A 16164-nucleotide genomic window follows, 5' to 3' on the forward strand; every position below is an offset into this window, starting at 1 on the left:
AGGTGGTGACTATGAGTGTTTGATTATTTCTACGGAGCCCAGGCAGAACAGTTTGCCTTCTACCGGGTTCCCAAGGTGCTTTTTACGAATGACCGGTTCAGATATCTGTCTGCTGAGGCGAAAACTTTATATGGCATCTTACTGGACCGCGTTCCCCTGTCTGCGAAAAACGGATGGATCGATGAACAGGGCCGCGTGTATATCATCTGCACGATTGAAGAAATCATGGCGGACATGAACTGCGGAAACAAAAAAGCGATCCAGTTGTTATCGGATTTGGAGGACAAGGTCGGTTTCATTGAGAGGAAGCGTCAGGGTCTGGGAAAACCAAACCTGATCTATGTAAAGAACTTCATATCGGTGGATAACCCTGTGGAGAGACATTTCTTGAAATGTCAAAATGACACTTCTGGAAGTGTCGAAATCACATGCTGTGGAAATGAAGCCGGGAGACTGCGTGAATATTCCGGTAGGAGTGAAGCATTGGCATGGAGCTGCACCGGATTCATGGTTTAGTCATCTGGCTATCGAAGTACCCGGTAAAGAAAGCTCCAACGAATGGTTGGAGCCGGTTACAGAGGAACAGTACGGAATACTTCAATAGCCCGTAGAATTGATATTTCATCTATGTAAAGAACCAGACAACTTCCGGTTTTGTTGAACCGAATACATTTACATAGCCAGGACTGACTGATCATCAGTTCTGGCTATTTTTCTGCCCTTCTCCGGCTGCAGGTGCACATGCAGCTATTGAGGAGGGCTTTGTTATATCCACATTTTTTTACTGATGGCCCGGTTATCCACCAACCATACTTCGGATCCGGGCAAAGGAGGAAAAATTGATGGCATTTTTCAACAGCGCAGTCGGTGTTCTGCAGACTCTGGTAGTAGCTCTCGGTGCAGGTCTCGGTATCTGGGGTGCAATCAACCTTCTGGAAGGCTACGGCAATGACAACCCCGGTGCAAATGCTCATGTACGGTAAGGAAGCAAGCAACCGAAAACAAGAGATAGACCGCCAGCACTACACTATTCCGAACCAAAGACCAAAAGATAAGCATTGTGGGAAAATCTAAACTTTTGGATTTTCCTACAATGCCAACTACGGCGGAATCCCTCCCACTCCTTATATCTTTCTGTATACATTGAATTTGTATTTAGTAAAATGCAGACAACACCACGGATCGGCTTTTGGCTGGACAATTCCAACCAAACACCACAGCAGACAGCAGAAAACATTCTGAACGCTAGGAAGCCGGTATGATTGTTACATATAAGGGGAAGAAAAATTTCTTTTAGATACTTGTTTTCCTAAAACTGATGTGATATAATAGCCTCATTCCAGAAAAGGAGTAAAAAATATGCGGCAAGGTATTCTTAAATAAAACTATAATCAAATAGTGGGAACAAAGGATTATGGTAGTTCCTTTTGTGGGGGCTTGGTTTTTTGTACCCAATTTAAGAATACTTTTGCCTTATCAATTTTGACATATCCAAAAAAGCAGCAATCACAAACAGGTGTATGCTGTATATGTGTATGTCCGCAAATTATAATCCCCAGTGGTAAAAGTATTTTACTGCTGGGGATTTTTGTGCCCTTTCGGGCTGTAAAAGGAGGACAATCACATGAAAATAATCAATATTGGCATTCTTGCCCATGTAGACGCTGGAAAGACGACCTTGACGGAGAGCCTGCTATATGCCAGCGGAGCCATTTCAGAACCGGGGAGCGTCGAAAAAGGGACAACGAGGACGGACACCATGTTTTTGGAGCGGCAGCGTGGGATTACCATTCAAGCGGCAGTCACTTCCTTCCAGTGGCACAGATGTAAAGTCAACATTGTGGATACGCCCGGCCACATGGATTTTTTGGCGGAGGTGTACCGCTCTTTGGCTGTTTTAGATGGGGCCATCTTGGTGATCTCCGCTAAAGATGGCGTGCAGGCCCAGACCCGTATTCTGTTCCATGCCCTGCGGAAAATGAACATTCCCACCGTTATCTTTATCAACAAGATCGACCAGGCTGGCGTTGATTTGCAGAGCGTGGTTCAGTCTGTTCGGGATAAGCTCTCCGCCGATATTATCATCAAGCAGACGGTGTCGCTGTCCCCGGAAATAGTCCTGGAGGAAAATACCGACATAGAAGCATGGGATGCGGTCATCGAAAATAACGATAAATTATTGGAAAAGTATATCGCAGGAGAACCAATCAGCCGGGAAAAACTTGTGCGGGAGGAACAGCGGCGGGTTCAAGACGCCTCCCTGTTCCCGGTCTATTATGGCAGCGCCAAAAAGGGCCTTGGCATTCAACCGTTGATGGATGCGGTGACAGGGCTGTTCCAACCGATTGGGGAACAGGGGAGCGCCGCCCTATGCGGCAGCGTTTTCAAGGTGGAGTATACAGATTGCGGCCAGCGGCGTGTCTATCTACGGCTATACAGCGGAACGCTGCGCCTGCGGGATACGGTGGCCCTGGCCGGGAGAGAAAAGCTGAAAATCACAGAGATGCGTATTCCATCCAAAGGGGAAATTGTTCGGACAGACACCGCTTATCCGGGTGAAATTGTTATCCTTCCCAGCGACAGCGTGAGGTTAAACGATGTATTAGGGGACCCAACCCGGCTCCCTCGTAAAAGGTGGCGTGAGGCCCCCCTCCCCATGCTGCGGACGTCGATTGCGCCGAAAACGGCAGCGCAAAGAGAACGGCTGCTGGACGCTCTTACGCAACTTGCGGATACTGACCCGCTTTTGCGCTGCGAGGTGGATTCCATCACCCATGAGATCATTCTTTCTTTTTTGGGCCGGGTGCAGTTGGAGGTTGTTTCCGCTTTGCTGTCGGAAAAATACAAGCTTGAAACAGTGGTAAAGGAACCCACCGTCATTTATATGGAGCGGCCGCTCAAAGCAGCCAGCCACACCATCCATATCGAGGTGCCGCCCAACCCGTTTTGGGCATCCATCGGACTGTCTGTTACACCACTCCCGCTTGGCTCCGGTGTACAATACGAGAGCCGGGTTTCGCTGGGATACTTGAACCAGAGTTTTCAAAACGCTGTCAGGGATGGTATCCGTTACGGGCTGGAGCAGGGCTTGTTCGGCTGGAACGTAACGGACTGTAAGATTTGCTTTGAATACGGGCTTTATTACAGTCCGGTCAGCACGCCGGCGGACTTCCGCTCATTGGCCCCGATTGTATTGGAACAGGCATTGAAGGAATCAGGGACGCAACTGCTGGAACCTTATCTCTCCTTCACCCTCTATGCGCCCCGGGAATATCTTTCCAGGGCTTATCATGATGCACCGAAATACTGTGCCACCATCGAAACGGTCCAGGAAAAAAAGGATGAAGTTGTCTTTACTGGCGAGATTCCCGCCCGCTGTATACAGGCATACCGTACTGATCTGGCCTTTTACACCAACGGGCAGAGCGTATGCCTTACAGAACTGAAAGGGTATCAGGCCGCTGTCGGTCAGCCGGTCATCCAGCCCCGCCGTCCAAACAGCCGCCTGGACAAGGTGCGCCATATGTTTCAGAAGGTAATGTAAAGATACATAATCGTCAAGACGGCAACAATCAGAAGTTATGGAGGGTAACAATGGAATATAGTAAGGAAGATTTAATGGAAGCAAAAAAGCAAATTTGGGGAGTGGGAGAGAACATGGGAACAGAGGAAAGTAAAAAAATCTGGGAGGAGAACGCACAATTTTGGGATAATGCAATGGGTGACGAATCTAATGAATTTCACAGAGAGGTAGTGCGTCCCAAAGTAACGGAACTTCTATCTCCTAATCCTGCGGATTACATTTTGGATATTGCGTGTGGCAATGGAAATTATTCTTCGTATCTTGCACAAAGAGGCGCTTCGGTTGTCGCTTTTGATTACAGCAAAAAAATGATAGAATTGGCTAAAAGACGGCAATCACAATATGCAAAACAAATTGAATTTTGTGTGGCGGATGCGACCGATAGAAAAAGTATATTAGAATTAAAAAGAAATCGAGCCTTTACGAAAGCAGTTTCTAATATGGCAATTATGGATATTACGGATATTGAACCACTTCTTATGGCTGTTTATGAACTGTTGCAGGAAAGCGGAATTTTTGTCTTTGCAACGCAACACCCTTGTTTTGTCACGTTGACTGAAAAATATATGACACCGCACAGTTACTATGATATAGCGATTGAAGGGCAACCGAAAGAGCAGATTTATTATCATCGTTCCATACAAGATATTTTTAACCTTTGTTTTAGAGCTGGATTTGTCATTGATGGATTTTATGAAGAATGTTTTAAAACCAACAAAGAAATTCCTATGGTAATGATAGTAAGGCTTAAGAAGGTAAAACGTGATAGCTTAAAATAAATTCAAGTTTGTCGGGTAAATAGCAAACCCAGCCGAGCCAGTCAACGGTCAAGATGAACGGCGCATATGCGCAGCCGTTGACAGCCCCGCCCGCCTTTGCTGGTAGGCAATCAAGGGGCGACAGCAAGAAGTGCCACCGCCCCGCACTATTATTCAGAAAGGGGAATTTCCATGACCGACCAGATAGCCTATCAAGAATATATCCAGCGCAGGTACAACGCCTTTTGCAAGACTGTTATCCGCTGTGCCGCCTTGGACAAGATTTTGAAGCTTAAACGGCAATGGGAACGGCAAGTTTCCCTTGACTATCTGATGAACGAGAAGTTTGTCCAGTTTGCCGCGTCGGAGCCGGACGAGGAATACCCATTTACCGTCTGCGGTCAGACCGTCCTGCTCTGCAACGCCGCCCTTGCCGACGCGATCTCTGTTTTGCCGGAGCAGACGCGGGAAGAAATCCTGCGCTATTACTTTCTGCGCCAGCCGCAGCGCGTGATCGGCGCGTGTATTGGCCGGTCACGCAGCACAGCGGGGCGGCATATCCAGCTTGCCTTGCAGCGGCTACGCGAAGAAATGGGGGTGAGCCGGTATGAGTAGACTTCTCCCCTATGAAACAATCCTCAAAGCCCGTGAGGGCGACCCAGAAGCCGTGAACGCTGTCCTGCTCCACTACGCCGGATATATCCGCTATTTCTCAAAAGTGAACGGGCAGGTCAACGCCGAGGTGGAGGACTATGTAAAGCAGCGGTTAATTGACTGTCAATTCAAGTTCCGGCTTGACGAACCACCGGACAAGTCATAAAAACTGAATACCAGCCGCCACCGACGCGGCCAGCGAAAGCAGTAAGTCTTGAAAAAGATTTACTGCTTTTTTTGTTGTCCGGCTCCGCTCCCGGCCATTTTGCCCCCTGCCGGTTGTAGTAGTAAGCGAGGAGGGAATTTTTCTGCCCTGGTGTTTGGCATTTGGAGCATTTACCCGTAGTAGAGGGCAAAGAGAAAGGATTTCTCCAACACCGGGTAGAAACCACTGCGTCCGGTGTCATTTTAGCGAAAGCGGGCAGGAATGCCCTTTACAGGATTAGTAGTAGCAGAAAAAGAGAAACAAACTTTTGTGGTTGCAGTTTTCCAAAAAAGTGGCGGACGGAAGTGAGAGAAAGTTTGCAGTCACGGAGAGCAAGTTTCTACCACGGTGCCAAAATCCGCAATTCTGCAGTTTTGCCCCTCGCGGGAAACTTGTTGGGGAGTGCCTTCCCCAAACCCTGCTCATGCGCCCTTACGGGCGAGAAAGGAGGTCACACCATGCGAAAGAAATACAACACGCCCCACCGCAGCCGCGTTGTGAAAACCCGGCTGTCCGAAGATGAGTATGCCGACTTCACAGCGCGGCTTGCGCCCTATGGTATCAGCCAGTCCGAATTTCTCCGGCAGGCGATACGGCGGGCGACCATACGCCCGGTTGTCCATGTGTCGTCGGTCAATGACGAGTTGCTTTCCGCTGTCGGGAAGCTGACAGCCGAGTACGGCAGGATCGGCGGCAACCTCAATCAGATTGCCCGGTATCTGAACGAATACGGCGTACCCTACAACACCCTTTCCGGCGAGGTACGCGCCGCCATATCCGACCTTGCCGTCCTCAAGTATGAAGTCCTCAAGAAAGTAGGTGACGCGGTTGGCAACACTCAAGCATATCAACTCTAAAAACGCCGACTACGGAGCCGCCGAGCAATATCTTCTCTTTGAGCATGACGAGTTTACCATGAAGCCCGTCCTTGATGAAACCGGCAGGCTTATCCCCCGCGAGGACTACCGGCTGTCCACGCTGAACTGCGACGGGGAGGATTTTGCCGTTGCGTGTATGCGGGCCAATCTCCGCTATCAGAAAAACCAGCGGCGGGAAGATGTGAAAAGCCACCACTACATCATCAGCTTTGACCCGCGGGACGGGCCGGACAACGGCCTGACCGTAGACCGGGCGCAGGCGTTGGGGGAACAATTCTGTAAAGAGCATTTTCCCGGCCACCAGGCCCTTGTCTGCACCCACCCGGACGGGCATAACCACAGCGGCAACATTCATGTGCATATCGTCATAAACAGCCTGCGGATTGAGGAAGTGCCGTTCCTGCCCTACATGGACAGGCCGGCCGATACGAAAGTCGGCTGCAAGCACCGATGTACCGACGCTGCCCTGCGCTACTTCAAATCCGAAGTCATGGAGATGTGCCACCGGGAGGGGCTTTATCAAATCGACCTCTTGAACGGCAGCAAGAACCGCGTCACCGACCGGGAGTATTGGGCGCAGAAAAAGGGACAGGCCGCGCTGGACAAGCAGAACGCCCCCATGATTGCCGATAGTATCACGCCCCGGCAGACCAAGTTTGAAACGAACAAGGAGAAGCTGCGGCAGACCCTACGGAAAGCCCTTGCCACCGCCGCCAGCTTTGACGAGTTTTCCTCTCTGTTGCTGCAGGAGGGTGTGACCGTCAAGGAGAGCCGGGGGCGGCTTTCCTACCTCACGCCGGACAGGACAAAGCCAATTACCGCCCGGAAGCTGGGCGACGATTTTGACCGCGCCGCTGTCTTTGCCGTTTTAGAGCAAAACGCCGCCAGAGCAGCCGAAGCGCCAGCCAGATCCCCCGATCCCCCACGCACCATAAAAGACCGCTTGCAGGTTGCCAGAGCCGAGATAGCCGCCCCGAAACAGGACGGAGTGCAGCGGCTTGTGGACATTGAGCAGAAAATGGCCGAGGGCAAAGGCCGGGGCTATGAACGCTGGGCGAAGATACACAATCTGAAGCAGGCCGCCAAAACGCTGTCCGTCTACCAGCAATACGGCTTTACTTCCCCGGAGCAGTTAGAAGCCGCCGTTGACACCGCCTATCAGAAAATGCGCCAGACCAGCGGCGAACTGAAAGCACTGGAAACGAAGCTGCAAGGGAAAAAGAAGTTGCAGCGGCAGGTGTTGGCCTACGCCCAGACCAAGGCCGCCCGCGACGGGCTGCGGGCACAGAAATCCGAGAAAGCCCGCGCCGCATACCGGCAGGCCCATGAGAGCGATTTTATCATAGCCGACGCAGCAGCCCGGTATTTCAAGGCGCATGGCATTACCAAGCTGCCCGCCCGGAAAGCGTTGCAGGCCGAGATCGAGCAGCTTATCTCCGAGAAAGACGGCCTGTATAACACCTATCACGAACAGAAACAGCGGTTCAAGGAGTTGCAGACCGTCAAGCGGAACATCGACCAGATTTTGCGCCGGGACGAGCCGCACCGCAGAAAGGAGCAGAGCCATGAGCGATAACCTGCCCCACATGGACTACCGCCAGCACCGGCGGGCGCGGCGGCTGGTACATGAGTGCTGTAACTACGATGAGGGGAACTGCCTGCTATTGGACGACGGGGAGCCTTGCGTGTGCGTCCAGAGCATTTCCTTTTCCCTCATGTGCCACTGGTTCCGTGTGGCTGTCCTGCCCCTTGACGGGGAGCTGGCCGCAGCCCTCTTGTGCCGGGGAAGCCGGAAACGGTGTGCCGTCTGCGGGGCGGCCTTTGTCCCCAAATCCAACCGGGGAAAATACTGCCCCGACTGCGCCGGGCGCATGAAGAAAATCAAAGCCGCCGAGAGAAAGCGGAAACAAAGGCAGAGATGTCACGCTTTAGAGCCTTTCAAACCCGCATAAATCAAGGCTTTTTTCGTGGGTGTCAAAGGGTACGCGATACATTTATCCTTTTCCCCCGGAAACGGCGTTTTAATGCGTGACAATACGCCAAAATCAACCCGAACACAGGGAGGTGATCCTATCGCTGATTATATCAGGGCAGACACGCGGCTGCCCGCCTATCTGCCGTATCCCCGTTTCCTGCTGAAAATGGAGATTTCACAGACCGCCAAGCTGCTGTATTCGCTGCTGTTAGACCGTTCCACCCTCTCCCAGAAAAACAAGTGGCTGGACGACGAGGGCAGGATTTATATTATCTATCCCATCGCGGAGATAGCAGAAATACTGGATAAAGGCAGCACCACCATCAAGGGGGCGCTTAATGAACTGGACACGGCGGGGCTGTTGGAACGGGAACGGGGCGGCTTCTCCGCACCGAACCGGCTTTATGTCAAAGTACCGCCAGTGCCACAGGTACAGTTTTCAGACCAACTGATGGCCGGAAGTCCGCCCCTCATAGAGCCGGAAAACCGTCCTACTGATGGTCAGAAAACCGACCTTATGATGGTCGGAAAACCGTCCCCTAACCAAACTACTATAAACAACCTTACAGAGAGCCAAACAAAGGGAGTGAGTGGGGGGCCGTCCGCGCCCTATGGCCGATATGGAAATATTTTTCTGTCACAGACCGAATACGACGAGTTGCAGGCAGAGTACCCTGACAGGCTGGAACGGTTCATCGAGGAAATGAGCCGCTACCTTGCCGCCAACGGGAAAAGCTACCAGAACTATGCCGCCGCCCTGCGGATATGGGCGGGGAACGACAAAAAGGAAGCCCCTAAAAAGGGCATACCAGACTACTCATGCAAGGAGGGCGAGAGTTTATGAAGAATGAAATCAACGCGGTTTTGGAGAATATGACGACCACCATCCCGGAGCCGGAGGACTACACCGGCGAGGACGGTTTACTGTACTGCGGCAAGTGCCGCAAGCCGAAAGAAGCCTATTTTGCGCCGGATAAGGCCGCTATCTTCGGGCGCGACCGCCACCCGGCAGAGTGCGACTGCCAGAGAACCGCCCGCGAGGAACGGGAAGCCGCCGAAAAGCGGCGCAGACACCTTGACACCGTGGAAGAACTGAAACGCCGGGGCTTTACCGACCCCACCATGCGGGACTGGACTTTCGAGAACGACAACGGCAGGAACCCGCAGACCGGGCTTGCCCGCCGGTATGTGGAGCATTGGGAAGATATGCGGACAGACAATATCGGCTGCCTGTTCTGGGGCGGCGTAGGCACCGGCAAAAGCTACCTTGCAGGCTGTATCGCAAACGCCCTCATGGAGAAAGAAATCCCCGTCCGCATGACGAACTTTGCTCTTATCCTCAATGACCTTGCCGCCAGCTTTGAGGGGCGCAACGAGTACATTTCCCGCCTTTGTCGTTATCCGCTGCTGATCCTTGACGACTTCGGCATGGAACGCGGGACGGAATACGGGCTGGAACAGGTGTTCAATGTGATTGACAGCCGTTACCGCAGCGGCAAGCCGCTGATCGTCACGACCAACCTTACGCTGGACGACCTGCACAACCCGGAGGACACCGCCCATTCCCGGATTTATGACCGCCTGCTTTCCATGTGCGTCCCGGTACGCTTTACCGGCGACAACTTCCGGCAGGAAACCGCCAAGCGGAAAATGGAGAGCATGAAGAAACTGATTACCGACTGAAAGGAGTATTGCCTATGGCAGATAACAAGCAGCACGACACCCGCACCACCCGCCGCCCTGACTGTGTGACGGAAATCCGCATGGGCAATTCCGTCCTTGTCGTGTCCGGCTATTTCAAGAAAGACACCACAACCACAGCCGCCGACAAAATGGCGCGGGTACTGGAAGCGGAAGCCGCTGCTACACAGGAGCCGACTTATCCGGCGTGAACCGGGGCATGGAAAAGCGGCCATGCCAGGGAGCATGACCGCTGGAACGAAAATCGGAAGTGCTTTAGCAATTCTTAATCTCATTCTCTATAAAATAATTTGCAATTTCAAAGGCTTTTATTCTTCTCTTTGCCAATGTGATTTGTGATTTATAACGCTCGGAATTATCCTTTGATTCAAATGTTTTTACTGTTTCTCTTAGCTTGTGCAGAGTTGAATCAATTTGCCTTTTGGCCGCGGTTAATTCATCTATTGTATACTTCATGTTTTCTCCTTTAACTTCTGATTTTTTTGTTAAATCAGAGTATACCACGGAGTTATGAACTTTTCTACTGCAAATATGGGACGACAACCCATACCATAAAAATCGGAAAATTGAAAAGCTGTAAAGAAGCAAATTTAACGCTTTTGCCGCTGTACAGCCCCCGCCGTTCCGTGGTACAATGAAACCACGGAATAGTGGGGCTGGCTGTCGGAAACGGAGGATTTTATGTTAAGACAAGCCACCCAAAACCTCATTACCGCCCTTTATCCGAGATTGTCCCACGAGGATGAATTGCAAGGCGAGAGTAATTCCATATCGAACCAAAAAAGGATACTCGAAACCTACGCAAAACAGAACGGCTTTACCAATCTGCGCTGGTACACCGACGACGGTTTTTCCGGCGCGAACTTCCAGCGGCCCGGATTTCAAGCCATGCTTGCGGACATTGAAGCCGGGAAAGTGGGTACGGTCATCGTCAAGGACATGAGCCGGTTAGGGCGAAACTACTTGCAGGTAGGGTTTTACACGGAAATGCTGTTCCCTCAAAAGGGTGTGCGTTTTATCGCTGTCAACGATAATGTGGACAGTGCCAGCGAGGGCATGGACAACGATTTTACCCCGCTGCGAAATCTGTTCAATGAATGGCTGGTGAGAGATACGAGCAAGAAAATCAAGGCAGTAAAACGAGCAAAAGGCATGAGCGGCAAGCCCGTTACCAGCAAGCCGGTGTATGGCTACCTCATGGACGAGGACGAGAATTATATCGTTGACGAGGAAACCGCGCCGGTAGTCCGGCAGATATACCAGCTTTGCCTTGCCGGGAACGGCCCGACCAAGATTGCCCGTATGCTGACGGAGCAGCAAATCCCCACGCCGGGGACGCTGGAATATCAGCGGACAGGCAGCACCCGCCGTTATCACCCAGGCTATGAGTGCAAATGGGCGACCAACACCGTCGTTCATATCCTCGAAAACCGAGAGTACACCGGATGTCTGGTGAACTTCAAAACGGAAAAGCCTTCTTATAAGGTCAAGCACAGCATAGAGAACCCCGTCGAGAAGCAGGCCATTTTCGAGAACCACCATGAGCCGATCATCGACAAGGAAACATGGGAACGGGTGCAGGAGTTACGCAAACAGCGCAAACGCCCGAACCGCTACGATGAAGTGGGGCTGTTCTCCGGGATTTTGTTCTGCGCCGACTGCGGCCATGTGCTGTATCAGCAGCGGTATCAGAACAAAGACCGCAAACAGGACTGCTACATCTGCGGTAGCTACAAGAAGCGCACCCGCAACTGTACGGCGCACTTTATCCGCACCGATCTGTTGACCGCTGGTGTCCTGGCAAATCTCCGGCAAGTGACCGAATACGCAGCCAAGCATGAGAGCCGGTTTGTGAAACTACTTGTCCAGCAGAACGAGATCGGCGGCAAGCGAAAGACCGCCGCAGCCATCAAGCAGCTTGAACAGGCGCAGGAACGCATTTCTGAAATCAGCCGCATTATCAAGCGGCTGTATGAGGACAATGTAAACGGCAAAATCAGCGATGAGCGTTTCATGGAACTGTCGGCTGACTACGAAGCCGAGCAAGCGGAGCTGAAAAAGAGAGCCGCCGCCCTGCAAGCCGAACTGGACAAGTCACAGGCAGCTACCGTCAACGCCGAGAAATTTATGGGCATTGTCCGCAAGCACCTTGCCTTTGAAGAACTGACCCCCACTCTCTTGCGGGAAATGATCGAGAAAATTGTGGTGCATGAGTGCAGCTATGATGAGAACGGCACCCGCAGGCAGGACATTGAGATTTATTACAGCTTTGTCGGCAAGATTGACTTGCCCGAATAACCGCCCGACCTATCCGACACAATGGCCAAGTGTCGGATAGGAACGGCAAAATTTTTTGCACTTCTATTGCTTCTTTATCACACATAAGCAAAGTCTCAGGGTATGAAGCAGCTCATGGCCGGTGGCGGCGTGGCCCTCATCGGTATCACTCTGGTTCCCCTGCTCTCCGGACTCTTCGGTTAATCCGAATCCAGACTGCTTGCCGGGGCAGAAAATCCGGCCAGGCGGCGCAAGCTGCCTGTTTACATACCTATTGGCTGTTTCAAAAAGGGTATGTGACGAATAAGGCACTGGAAATATGGGAATGCTATCTCTTACTCGCAGTACCTTTCCCTCATTTTTGGGGTATTATAAAGGGTAAATCCACTTGAGATGTTGACTATTCCCTTATAAATAAATATAATATAAGGGAAATAGATGGAGGCTAAGGGAATGAGAACTTTTAATTACTCAGCTATCAGGAACCAGAAATGGGATTCTGAGATCCTCGGGCTTATTGCTGCAATCTATAAAGAAGCCGGAAAACAGGAGCTTTACCTGAAGCTGCGCCCGGATGAATTGGAGAAACTGGTTGAAATCGCAAAGATCCAGAGTACAGAGGCATCCAATGCCATTGAAGGGATTGTTACCACCAATACACGAATCAGGCAGCTGGTAGAGGAGAAAACCACGCCAAGGAACAGAGACGAGCAGGAAATTGCAGGATATCGAGATGTGCTTTCTATTATTCACGAAAGCTACGATGCCATTCCTCTGTCAAAGAACTATATCCTACAGCTTCATAAGATAATGTACAGCCATATGAATAACCCAATGGCCGGACAGACGAAAAATGTACAGAATTATATCAGCGCGACTTTCCCTGACGGTCACACCGAAATACTTTTCACTCCCCTGGCCCCGTTCGAGACGCCGGAAGCACTGGATCGGATCTGTGAGGAGTACAATAAGGTTATCGGCAATATGGAATTGGAGCCCTTAATTGCTATTCCAATCTTCATCCACGATTTTCTGTGTATTCATCCGTTTAACGATGGCAATGGCAGAATGAGTCGCTTGCTGACGACGCTGCTCTTATATCGCAGTGGATTCTATGTTGGCAAATATATCTCCCTGGAGGCGAAGATCGCGAAAAACAAGGATTTGTATTATGACGCCCTGAACCGGGCACAGCATGGCTGGCATGAAGGAACCGAGGATGCAGTTCCGTTTATTAAATATCTGCTTGGTACCATTCTGGCTGCGTATAAAGACTTCGGGGACAGATTTGCCATCGTGGAAGAGAAGCTTCCTGCCATTGATATGGTCCGCAAGGCTGCTCTGAATAAAATCGGTCGTTTCACGAAGCAGGATATCAGGGAGCAGTGTCCTTCGCTGAGTTTGAGTTCTGTAGAAGCTGCGCTGCGGAAAATGGTGGCATCCGGCGAACTGAAGCGTGAAGGAACCGGAAAATCAACCTGCTATATTCGCTTGAAATAGTGTATAAGAGTTATAAAAATAAGAATTTGTTTTGCTAATGCAAAAACTTTTGACCTAAATACAGATGTTGTGGTATAATGGAAACGCAATATTTGTATGCTTACAAACGGGTTTATAGTGTTGCCAATCTATATTTTTAGGAGGATAAACGATGAATCATTTACCTCTACATGTGCGTGTTCCAATCGAGGGAAATAATCCGAGTATTACTCGTTTGGAAGAAAAATGTATTAAATGCGGAATGTGTAAGGACGTATGTACAAATGCCATAGGTGTGCATGGTACATATACATTTGAGCAGACTTGTGGAGAGGCTGTGTGTATAAATTGCGGACAGTGTACAAATGTCTGTCCTGTAGACAGTCTTATAGAAAAGTATGAATATTTGGATGTAAAGAGAGAGGTTAAGAATCCAGAAAAGATTGTCATTGTAAGTACGTCACCATCCGTACGAGCTGCGCTGGGGGAAGAATTCGGTATGCTTGATGGCAGCTTTGTACAAGGAAAAATGGTTTCGTTGCTTAGAAAATTAGGTGTAGATTATGTCCTTGATACCTGTTTTGCAGCTGACCTTACTATTGTTGAGGAAGCCAGTGAGCTTATTGAAAGAGTGACCAAAAAAAATGCTCCCTTACCTCAGTTTACCAGTTGTTGTCCTGCATGGGTTAAGTATGTGGAAACATATTATCCGGAAATGATTCCGAATCTTTCATCAGCGAAAAGCCCTATCGGAATGCAGGGACCTACAATTAAGACCTATTTTGCTGAGAAGAAGGGTATAGATCCAAAATCAATTGTAAATGTGGCACTTACTCCATGTACTGCAAAGAAATTTGAAATTCGCAGAGATGAGATGAACGCTGCTGCTCATTATCTTGGTGTAGAGGGGATGCGTGACATGGATTACGTGATCACGACCAGAGAGCTTGCAAAGTGGGCAAAAGAGGAAGGAATTGATTTTGCCAGTCTTGAAGATGGTGAATATGACAATTTTATGGGAGATGCATCTGGCGCTGGTATTATTTTCGGCAATACCGGAGGTGTTATGGAAGCTGCTCTCAGAACTGCTTACGAATTTATTACAAAAGAAAAATCACCGGAACAGTTATTCAACCTTACACCTGTAAGGGGATATGAGGGCGTCAAAGAAGCTACTTTAAAGGTTGGCGATTTAGATGTGAATATCGCTGTAGTATATGGTACAGCCAATGCCAGAAAAGTAATTGAGAGCATCAAGCAGGGAGAAAAACAGTATCATTTTGTGGAAGTTATGACTTGCCCGGGCGGATGTATCGGTGGAGGCGGCCAACCAAAGGATATCATGAAGGATAAGGACGAGGTACGTAAAGCGAGAATTGCAAGTCTCTATACAAGGGATGAGGCGATGACACTCAGACGCAGTCATGAGAATCCGGAGATTATTCATCTTTATGAGGAGTTTTATGGAAAGCCGTTAAGTGAATTGGCAGAAAAGATGTTACACACTTCTTATGCAGATAAGAGTGAAATATTAAATCGAAAAGGAGATGTAAAAATGAGTAAATGGGTATGTAGTATTTGTGGTTATGTGCATGAAGGAGAGGCAGCACCGGAGCAGTGTCCATTATGTAAGCAGCCTGCATCTGTTTTTAAGAAGGTGGAAGAGTCGCCTGCAAAGAGTAAGTATGCTGGAACAAAGACAGAGAAGAATCTTTGGGAAGCGTTTGCAGGGGAATCTCAGGCCAGAAATAAATACACTTATTTTGCTTCCGTAGCAAAGAAGGCCGGATATGAGCAAATTGCAGCATTATTCCTGCAGACAGCTGACAATGAGAAGGAGCATGCAAAACTCTGGTTTAAGGCACTTGGCGAACTTGGAGATACCGCAGAAAATCTTCTTCACGCTGCAGAAGGCGAAAATGCAGAATGGACAGATATGTATGATAGAATGGCTAATGAAGCGGAAGAAGAAGGTTTCCCGGAATTAGCTGCTCAGTTCAGAGGTGTTGCTGCGATTGAAAAACTTCATGAAGAAAGATATCGTGCACTTCTTAAGAATGTTGAAACTATGGAAGTGTTTAAGAAAAGTGGCGTAACTATGTGGGAATGTCGTAACTGCGGTCATGTAGTAGTCGGTCTTGAAGCACCGGAAGTTTGTCCTGTATGTAAACATCCACAGGCTTACTTTGAGGTAAGAAAAGAGAACTATTAAGATACTGTATTTATTTGTTCAAAGACTATTTACAGTATACAAAAATGTAAATTTACAAAACAGTTAGACATATTCCAATTTATCAAACTGAATACATTTACATAGCCAGGACTGACTGATCATCAGTTCTGGCTATTTTTCTGCCCTTCTCCGGCTGCAGGTGCACATGCAGCTTCGAGGAGGGCTTCGTTATATCCACATTTTTCATTACTGATGGCCCGGTTATCCACCAACTATACTTCGGATCCGGGTAAAGGAGGACAAACTTATGGCATTTTTCAACAGCGCAGTCGGTGTTCTGCAGACTCTGGTAGTAGCTCTCGGTGCAGGTCTCGGTATCTGGGGTGCAATCAACCTTCTGGAAGGCTACGGCAATGACAACCCCGGTGCAAAGTCTCAGGGTATGAAGCAGCTCATGGCTAATTAAAGGGAACAAAAAGAA

At 49.6% G+C, this 16164-nt stretch carries 14 protein-coding genes and 5 pseudogenes; 18 read left to right on the forward strand and 1 reads right to left on the reverse strand.

Annotated features, from left to right (window positions below; genetic code table 11):
* Window positions 1–15: 15 nt before the first annotated feature.
* The 13 genes and pseudogenes from ACTQ3K_RS08850 to ACTQ3K_RS08910 form a co-directional block, all read left to right on the forward strand.
* A pseudogene (locus ACTQ3K_RS08850) lies at window positions 16–429 on the forward strand (replication initiator protein A); the annotation flags it as partial.
* A 1-nt stretch (window position 430) separates the two neighbouring features.
* Window positions 431–604, forward strand: a pseudogene (locus ACTQ3K_RS08855) (carboxymuconolactone decarboxylase family protein); the annotation flags it as partial.
* Window positions 605–842: 238 nt separating this feature from the next.
* Window positions 843–971: pseudogene (locus ACTQ3K_RS08860) on the forward strand (Maff2 family mobile element protein); the annotation flags it as partial.
* A 653-nt stretch (window positions 972–1624) separates the two neighbouring features.
* Entirely contained in the window at window positions 1625–3544 is a 1920-nt protein-coding gene (tet(W), locus tag ACTQ3K_RS08865) for a tetracycline resistance ribosomal protection protein Tet(W) (RefSeq protein WP_441567215.1), read from the forward strand.
* Between the two features lie 50 nt (window positions 3545–3594).
* Window positions 3595–4362, forward strand: coding sequence for a class I SAM-dependent methyltransferase (locus ACTQ3K_RS08870; RefSeq protein WP_002586626.1), 768 nt, complete (start codon window positions 3595–3597; stop codon window positions 4360–4362).
* Window positions 4363–4533: 171 nt separating this feature from the next.
* Complete coding sequence (locus tag ACTQ3K_RS08875) at window positions 4534–4956, forward strand: sigma-70 family RNA polymerase sigma factor (protein WP_002586616.1); 423 nt, start codon at window positions 4534–4536, stop codon at window positions 4954–4956.
* Window positions 4949–5161, forward strand: coding sequence for a helix-turn-helix domain-containing protein (locus ACTQ3K_RS08880; RefSeq protein ID WP_002586615.1), 213 nt, complete (start codon window positions 4949–4951; stop codon window positions 5159–5161). Before ACTQ3K_RS08875 ends, ACTQ3K_RS08880 begins: the two co-directional genes overlap by 8 nt.
* A 497-nt stretch (window positions 5162–5658) precedes the next feature.
* A complete protein-coding gene (locus ACTQ3K_RS08885) occupies window positions 5659–6057 on the forward strand; it encodes a plasmid mobilization protein (protein WP_002596229.1) in 399 nt (132 codons plus the stop codon).
* Window positions 6029–7654, forward strand: a complete 1626-nt coding sequence (locus ACTQ3K_RS08890) for a relaxase/mobilization nuclease domain-containing protein (protein WP_002596230.1) — start codon at window positions 6029–6031, stop codon at window positions 7652–7654. The genes ACTQ3K_RS08885 and ACTQ3K_RS08890 overlap by 29 nt, the downstream gene beginning before the upstream one ends.
* On the forward strand, window positions 7644–8030 hold the full coding sequence (locus ACTQ3K_RS08895) for a cysteine-rich VLP domain-containing protein (protein ID WP_002596231.1): 387 nt from the start codon (window positions 7644–7646) through the stop codon (window positions 8028–8030). The genes ACTQ3K_RS08890 and ACTQ3K_RS08895 overlap by 11 nt, the downstream gene beginning before the upstream one ends.
* 72 nt (window positions 8031–8102) lie before the next feature.
* Window positions 8103–8897: a replication initiator protein A gene (locus tag ACTQ3K_RS08900; RefSeq protein ID WP_006356266.1), complete on the forward strand. Its 795-nt coding sequence runs from the start codon at window positions 8103–8105 to the stop codon at window positions 8895–8897.
* Complete coding sequence (locus tag ACTQ3K_RS08905; RefSeq protein WP_002596233.1) at window positions 8894–9736, forward strand: ATP-binding protein; 843 nt, start codon at window positions 8894–8896, stop codon at window positions 9734–9736. The genes ACTQ3K_RS08900 and ACTQ3K_RS08905 overlap by 4 nt, the downstream gene beginning before the upstream one ends.
* A gap of 14 nt (window positions 9737–9750) precedes the next feature.
* Window positions 9751–9945, forward strand: coding sequence for a transposon-encoded TnpW family protein (locus ACTQ3K_RS08910; RefSeq protein WP_002596234.1), 195 nt, complete (start codon window positions 9751–9753; stop codon window positions 9943–9945).
* A gap of 64 nt (window positions 9946–10009) precedes the next feature.
* On the opposite strand, the gene ACTQ3K_RS08915 is transcribed toward ACTQ3K_RS08910, so the two are convergent.
* Entirely contained in the window at window positions 10010–10210 is a 201-nt protein-coding gene (locus tag ACTQ3K_RS08915; protein WP_002596235.1) for a hypothetical protein, read from the reverse strand.
* 225 nt (window positions 10211–10435) lie between these two features.
* On the opposite strand from ACTQ3K_RS08915, the gene ACTQ3K_RS08920 reads away from it, so the two are divergent.
* From ACTQ3K_RS08920 to ACTQ3K_RS08940, 5 genes and pseudogenes are all read left to right on the forward strand, one after another.
* Window positions 10436–12052, forward strand: coding sequence for a recombinase family protein (locus ACTQ3K_RS08920; protein ID WP_441567221.1), 1617 nt, complete (start codon window positions 10436–10438; stop codon window positions 12050–12052).
* A gap of 87 nt (window positions 12053–12139) precedes the next feature.
* Window positions 12140–12235 (forward strand): annotated as a pseudogene (locus ACTQ3K_RS08925) (Maff2 family mobile element protein); the annotation flags it as partial.
* Window positions 12236–12484: 249 nt separating this feature from the next.
* Window positions 12485–13531 (forward strand): Fic family protein, encoded by a 1047-nt coding sequence (locus ACTQ3K_RS08930; RefSeq protein WP_441567223.1) that lies wholly within the window; start codon window positions 12485–12487, stop codon window positions 13529–13531.
* A 151-nt stretch (window positions 13532–13682) separates the two neighbouring features.
* On the forward strand, window positions 13683–15722 hold the full coding sequence (gene rbr / locus ACTQ3K_RS08935; protein WP_441567225.1) for a rubrerythrin: 2040 nt from the start codon (window positions 13683–13685) through the stop codon (window positions 15720–15722).
* Window positions 15723–15990: 268 nt separating this feature from the next.
* Window positions 15991–16143 (forward strand): annotated as a pseudogene (locus ACTQ3K_RS08940) (Maff2 family mobile element protein); the annotation flags it as partial.
* Window positions 16144–16164 lie beyond the last annotated feature (21 nt).

The organism is Candidatus Paralachnospira sp. LCP21S3_A2 (assembly GCF_052118925.1).
In the GTDB taxonomy this organism is placed as follows: domain Bacteria; phylum Bacillota; class Clostridia; order Lachnospirales; family Lachnospiraceae; genus Lientehia.

Bases quoted from the DNA above. Each gene is read 5' to 3' on its own strand.
- rbr (WP_441567225.1), top strand. From the start codon at position 13,683: ATGAATCATTTACCTCTACATGTGCGTGTTCCAATCGAGGGAAATAAT.
- ACTQ3K_RS08920 (WP_441567221.1), top strand. From the start codon at position 10,436: ATGTTAAGACAAGCCACCCAAAACCTCATTACCGCCCTTTATCCGAGA.
- ACTQ3K_RS08930 (WP_441567223.1), top strand. From the start codon at position 12,485: ATGAGAACTTTTAATTACTCAGCTATCAGGAACCAGAAATGGGATTCT.
- ACTQ3K_RS08870 (WP_002586626.1), top strand. From the start codon at position 3,595: ATGGAATATAGTAAGGAAGATTTAATGGAAGCAAAAAAGCAAATTTGG.
- ACTQ3K_RS08875 (WP_002586616.1), top strand. From the start codon at position 4,534: ATGACCGACCAGATAGCCTATCAAGAATATATCCAGCGCAGGTACAAC.
- ACTQ3K_RS08910 (WP_002596234.1), top strand. From the start codon at position 9,751: ATGGCAGATAACAAGCAGCACGACACCCGCACCACCCGCCGCCCTGAC.
- ACTQ3K_RS08880 (WP_002586615.1), top strand. From the start codon at position 4,949: ATGAGTAGACTTCTCCCCTATGAAACAATCCTCAAAGCCCGTGAGGGC.
- ACTQ3K_RS08885 (WP_002596229.1), top strand. From the start codon at position 5,659: ATGCGAAAGAAATACAACACGCCCCACCGCAGCCGCGTTGTGAAAACC.
- ACTQ3K_RS08900 (WP_006356266.1), top strand. From the start codon at position 8,103: ATGCGTGACAATACGCCAAAATCAACCCGAACACAGGGAGGTGATCCT.
- ACTQ3K_RS08915 (WP_002596235.1), bottom strand. From the start codon at position 10,210: ATGAAGTATACAATAGATGAATTAACCGCGGCCAAAAGGCAAATTGAT.
- ACTQ3K_RS08905 (WP_002596233.1), top strand. From the start codon at position 8,894: ATGAAGAATGAAATCAACGCGGTTTTGGAGAATATGACGACCACCATC.
- ACTQ3K_RS08895 (WP_002596231.1), top strand. From the start codon at position 7,644: ATGAGCGATAACCTGCCCCACATGGACTACCGCCAGCACCGGCGGGCG.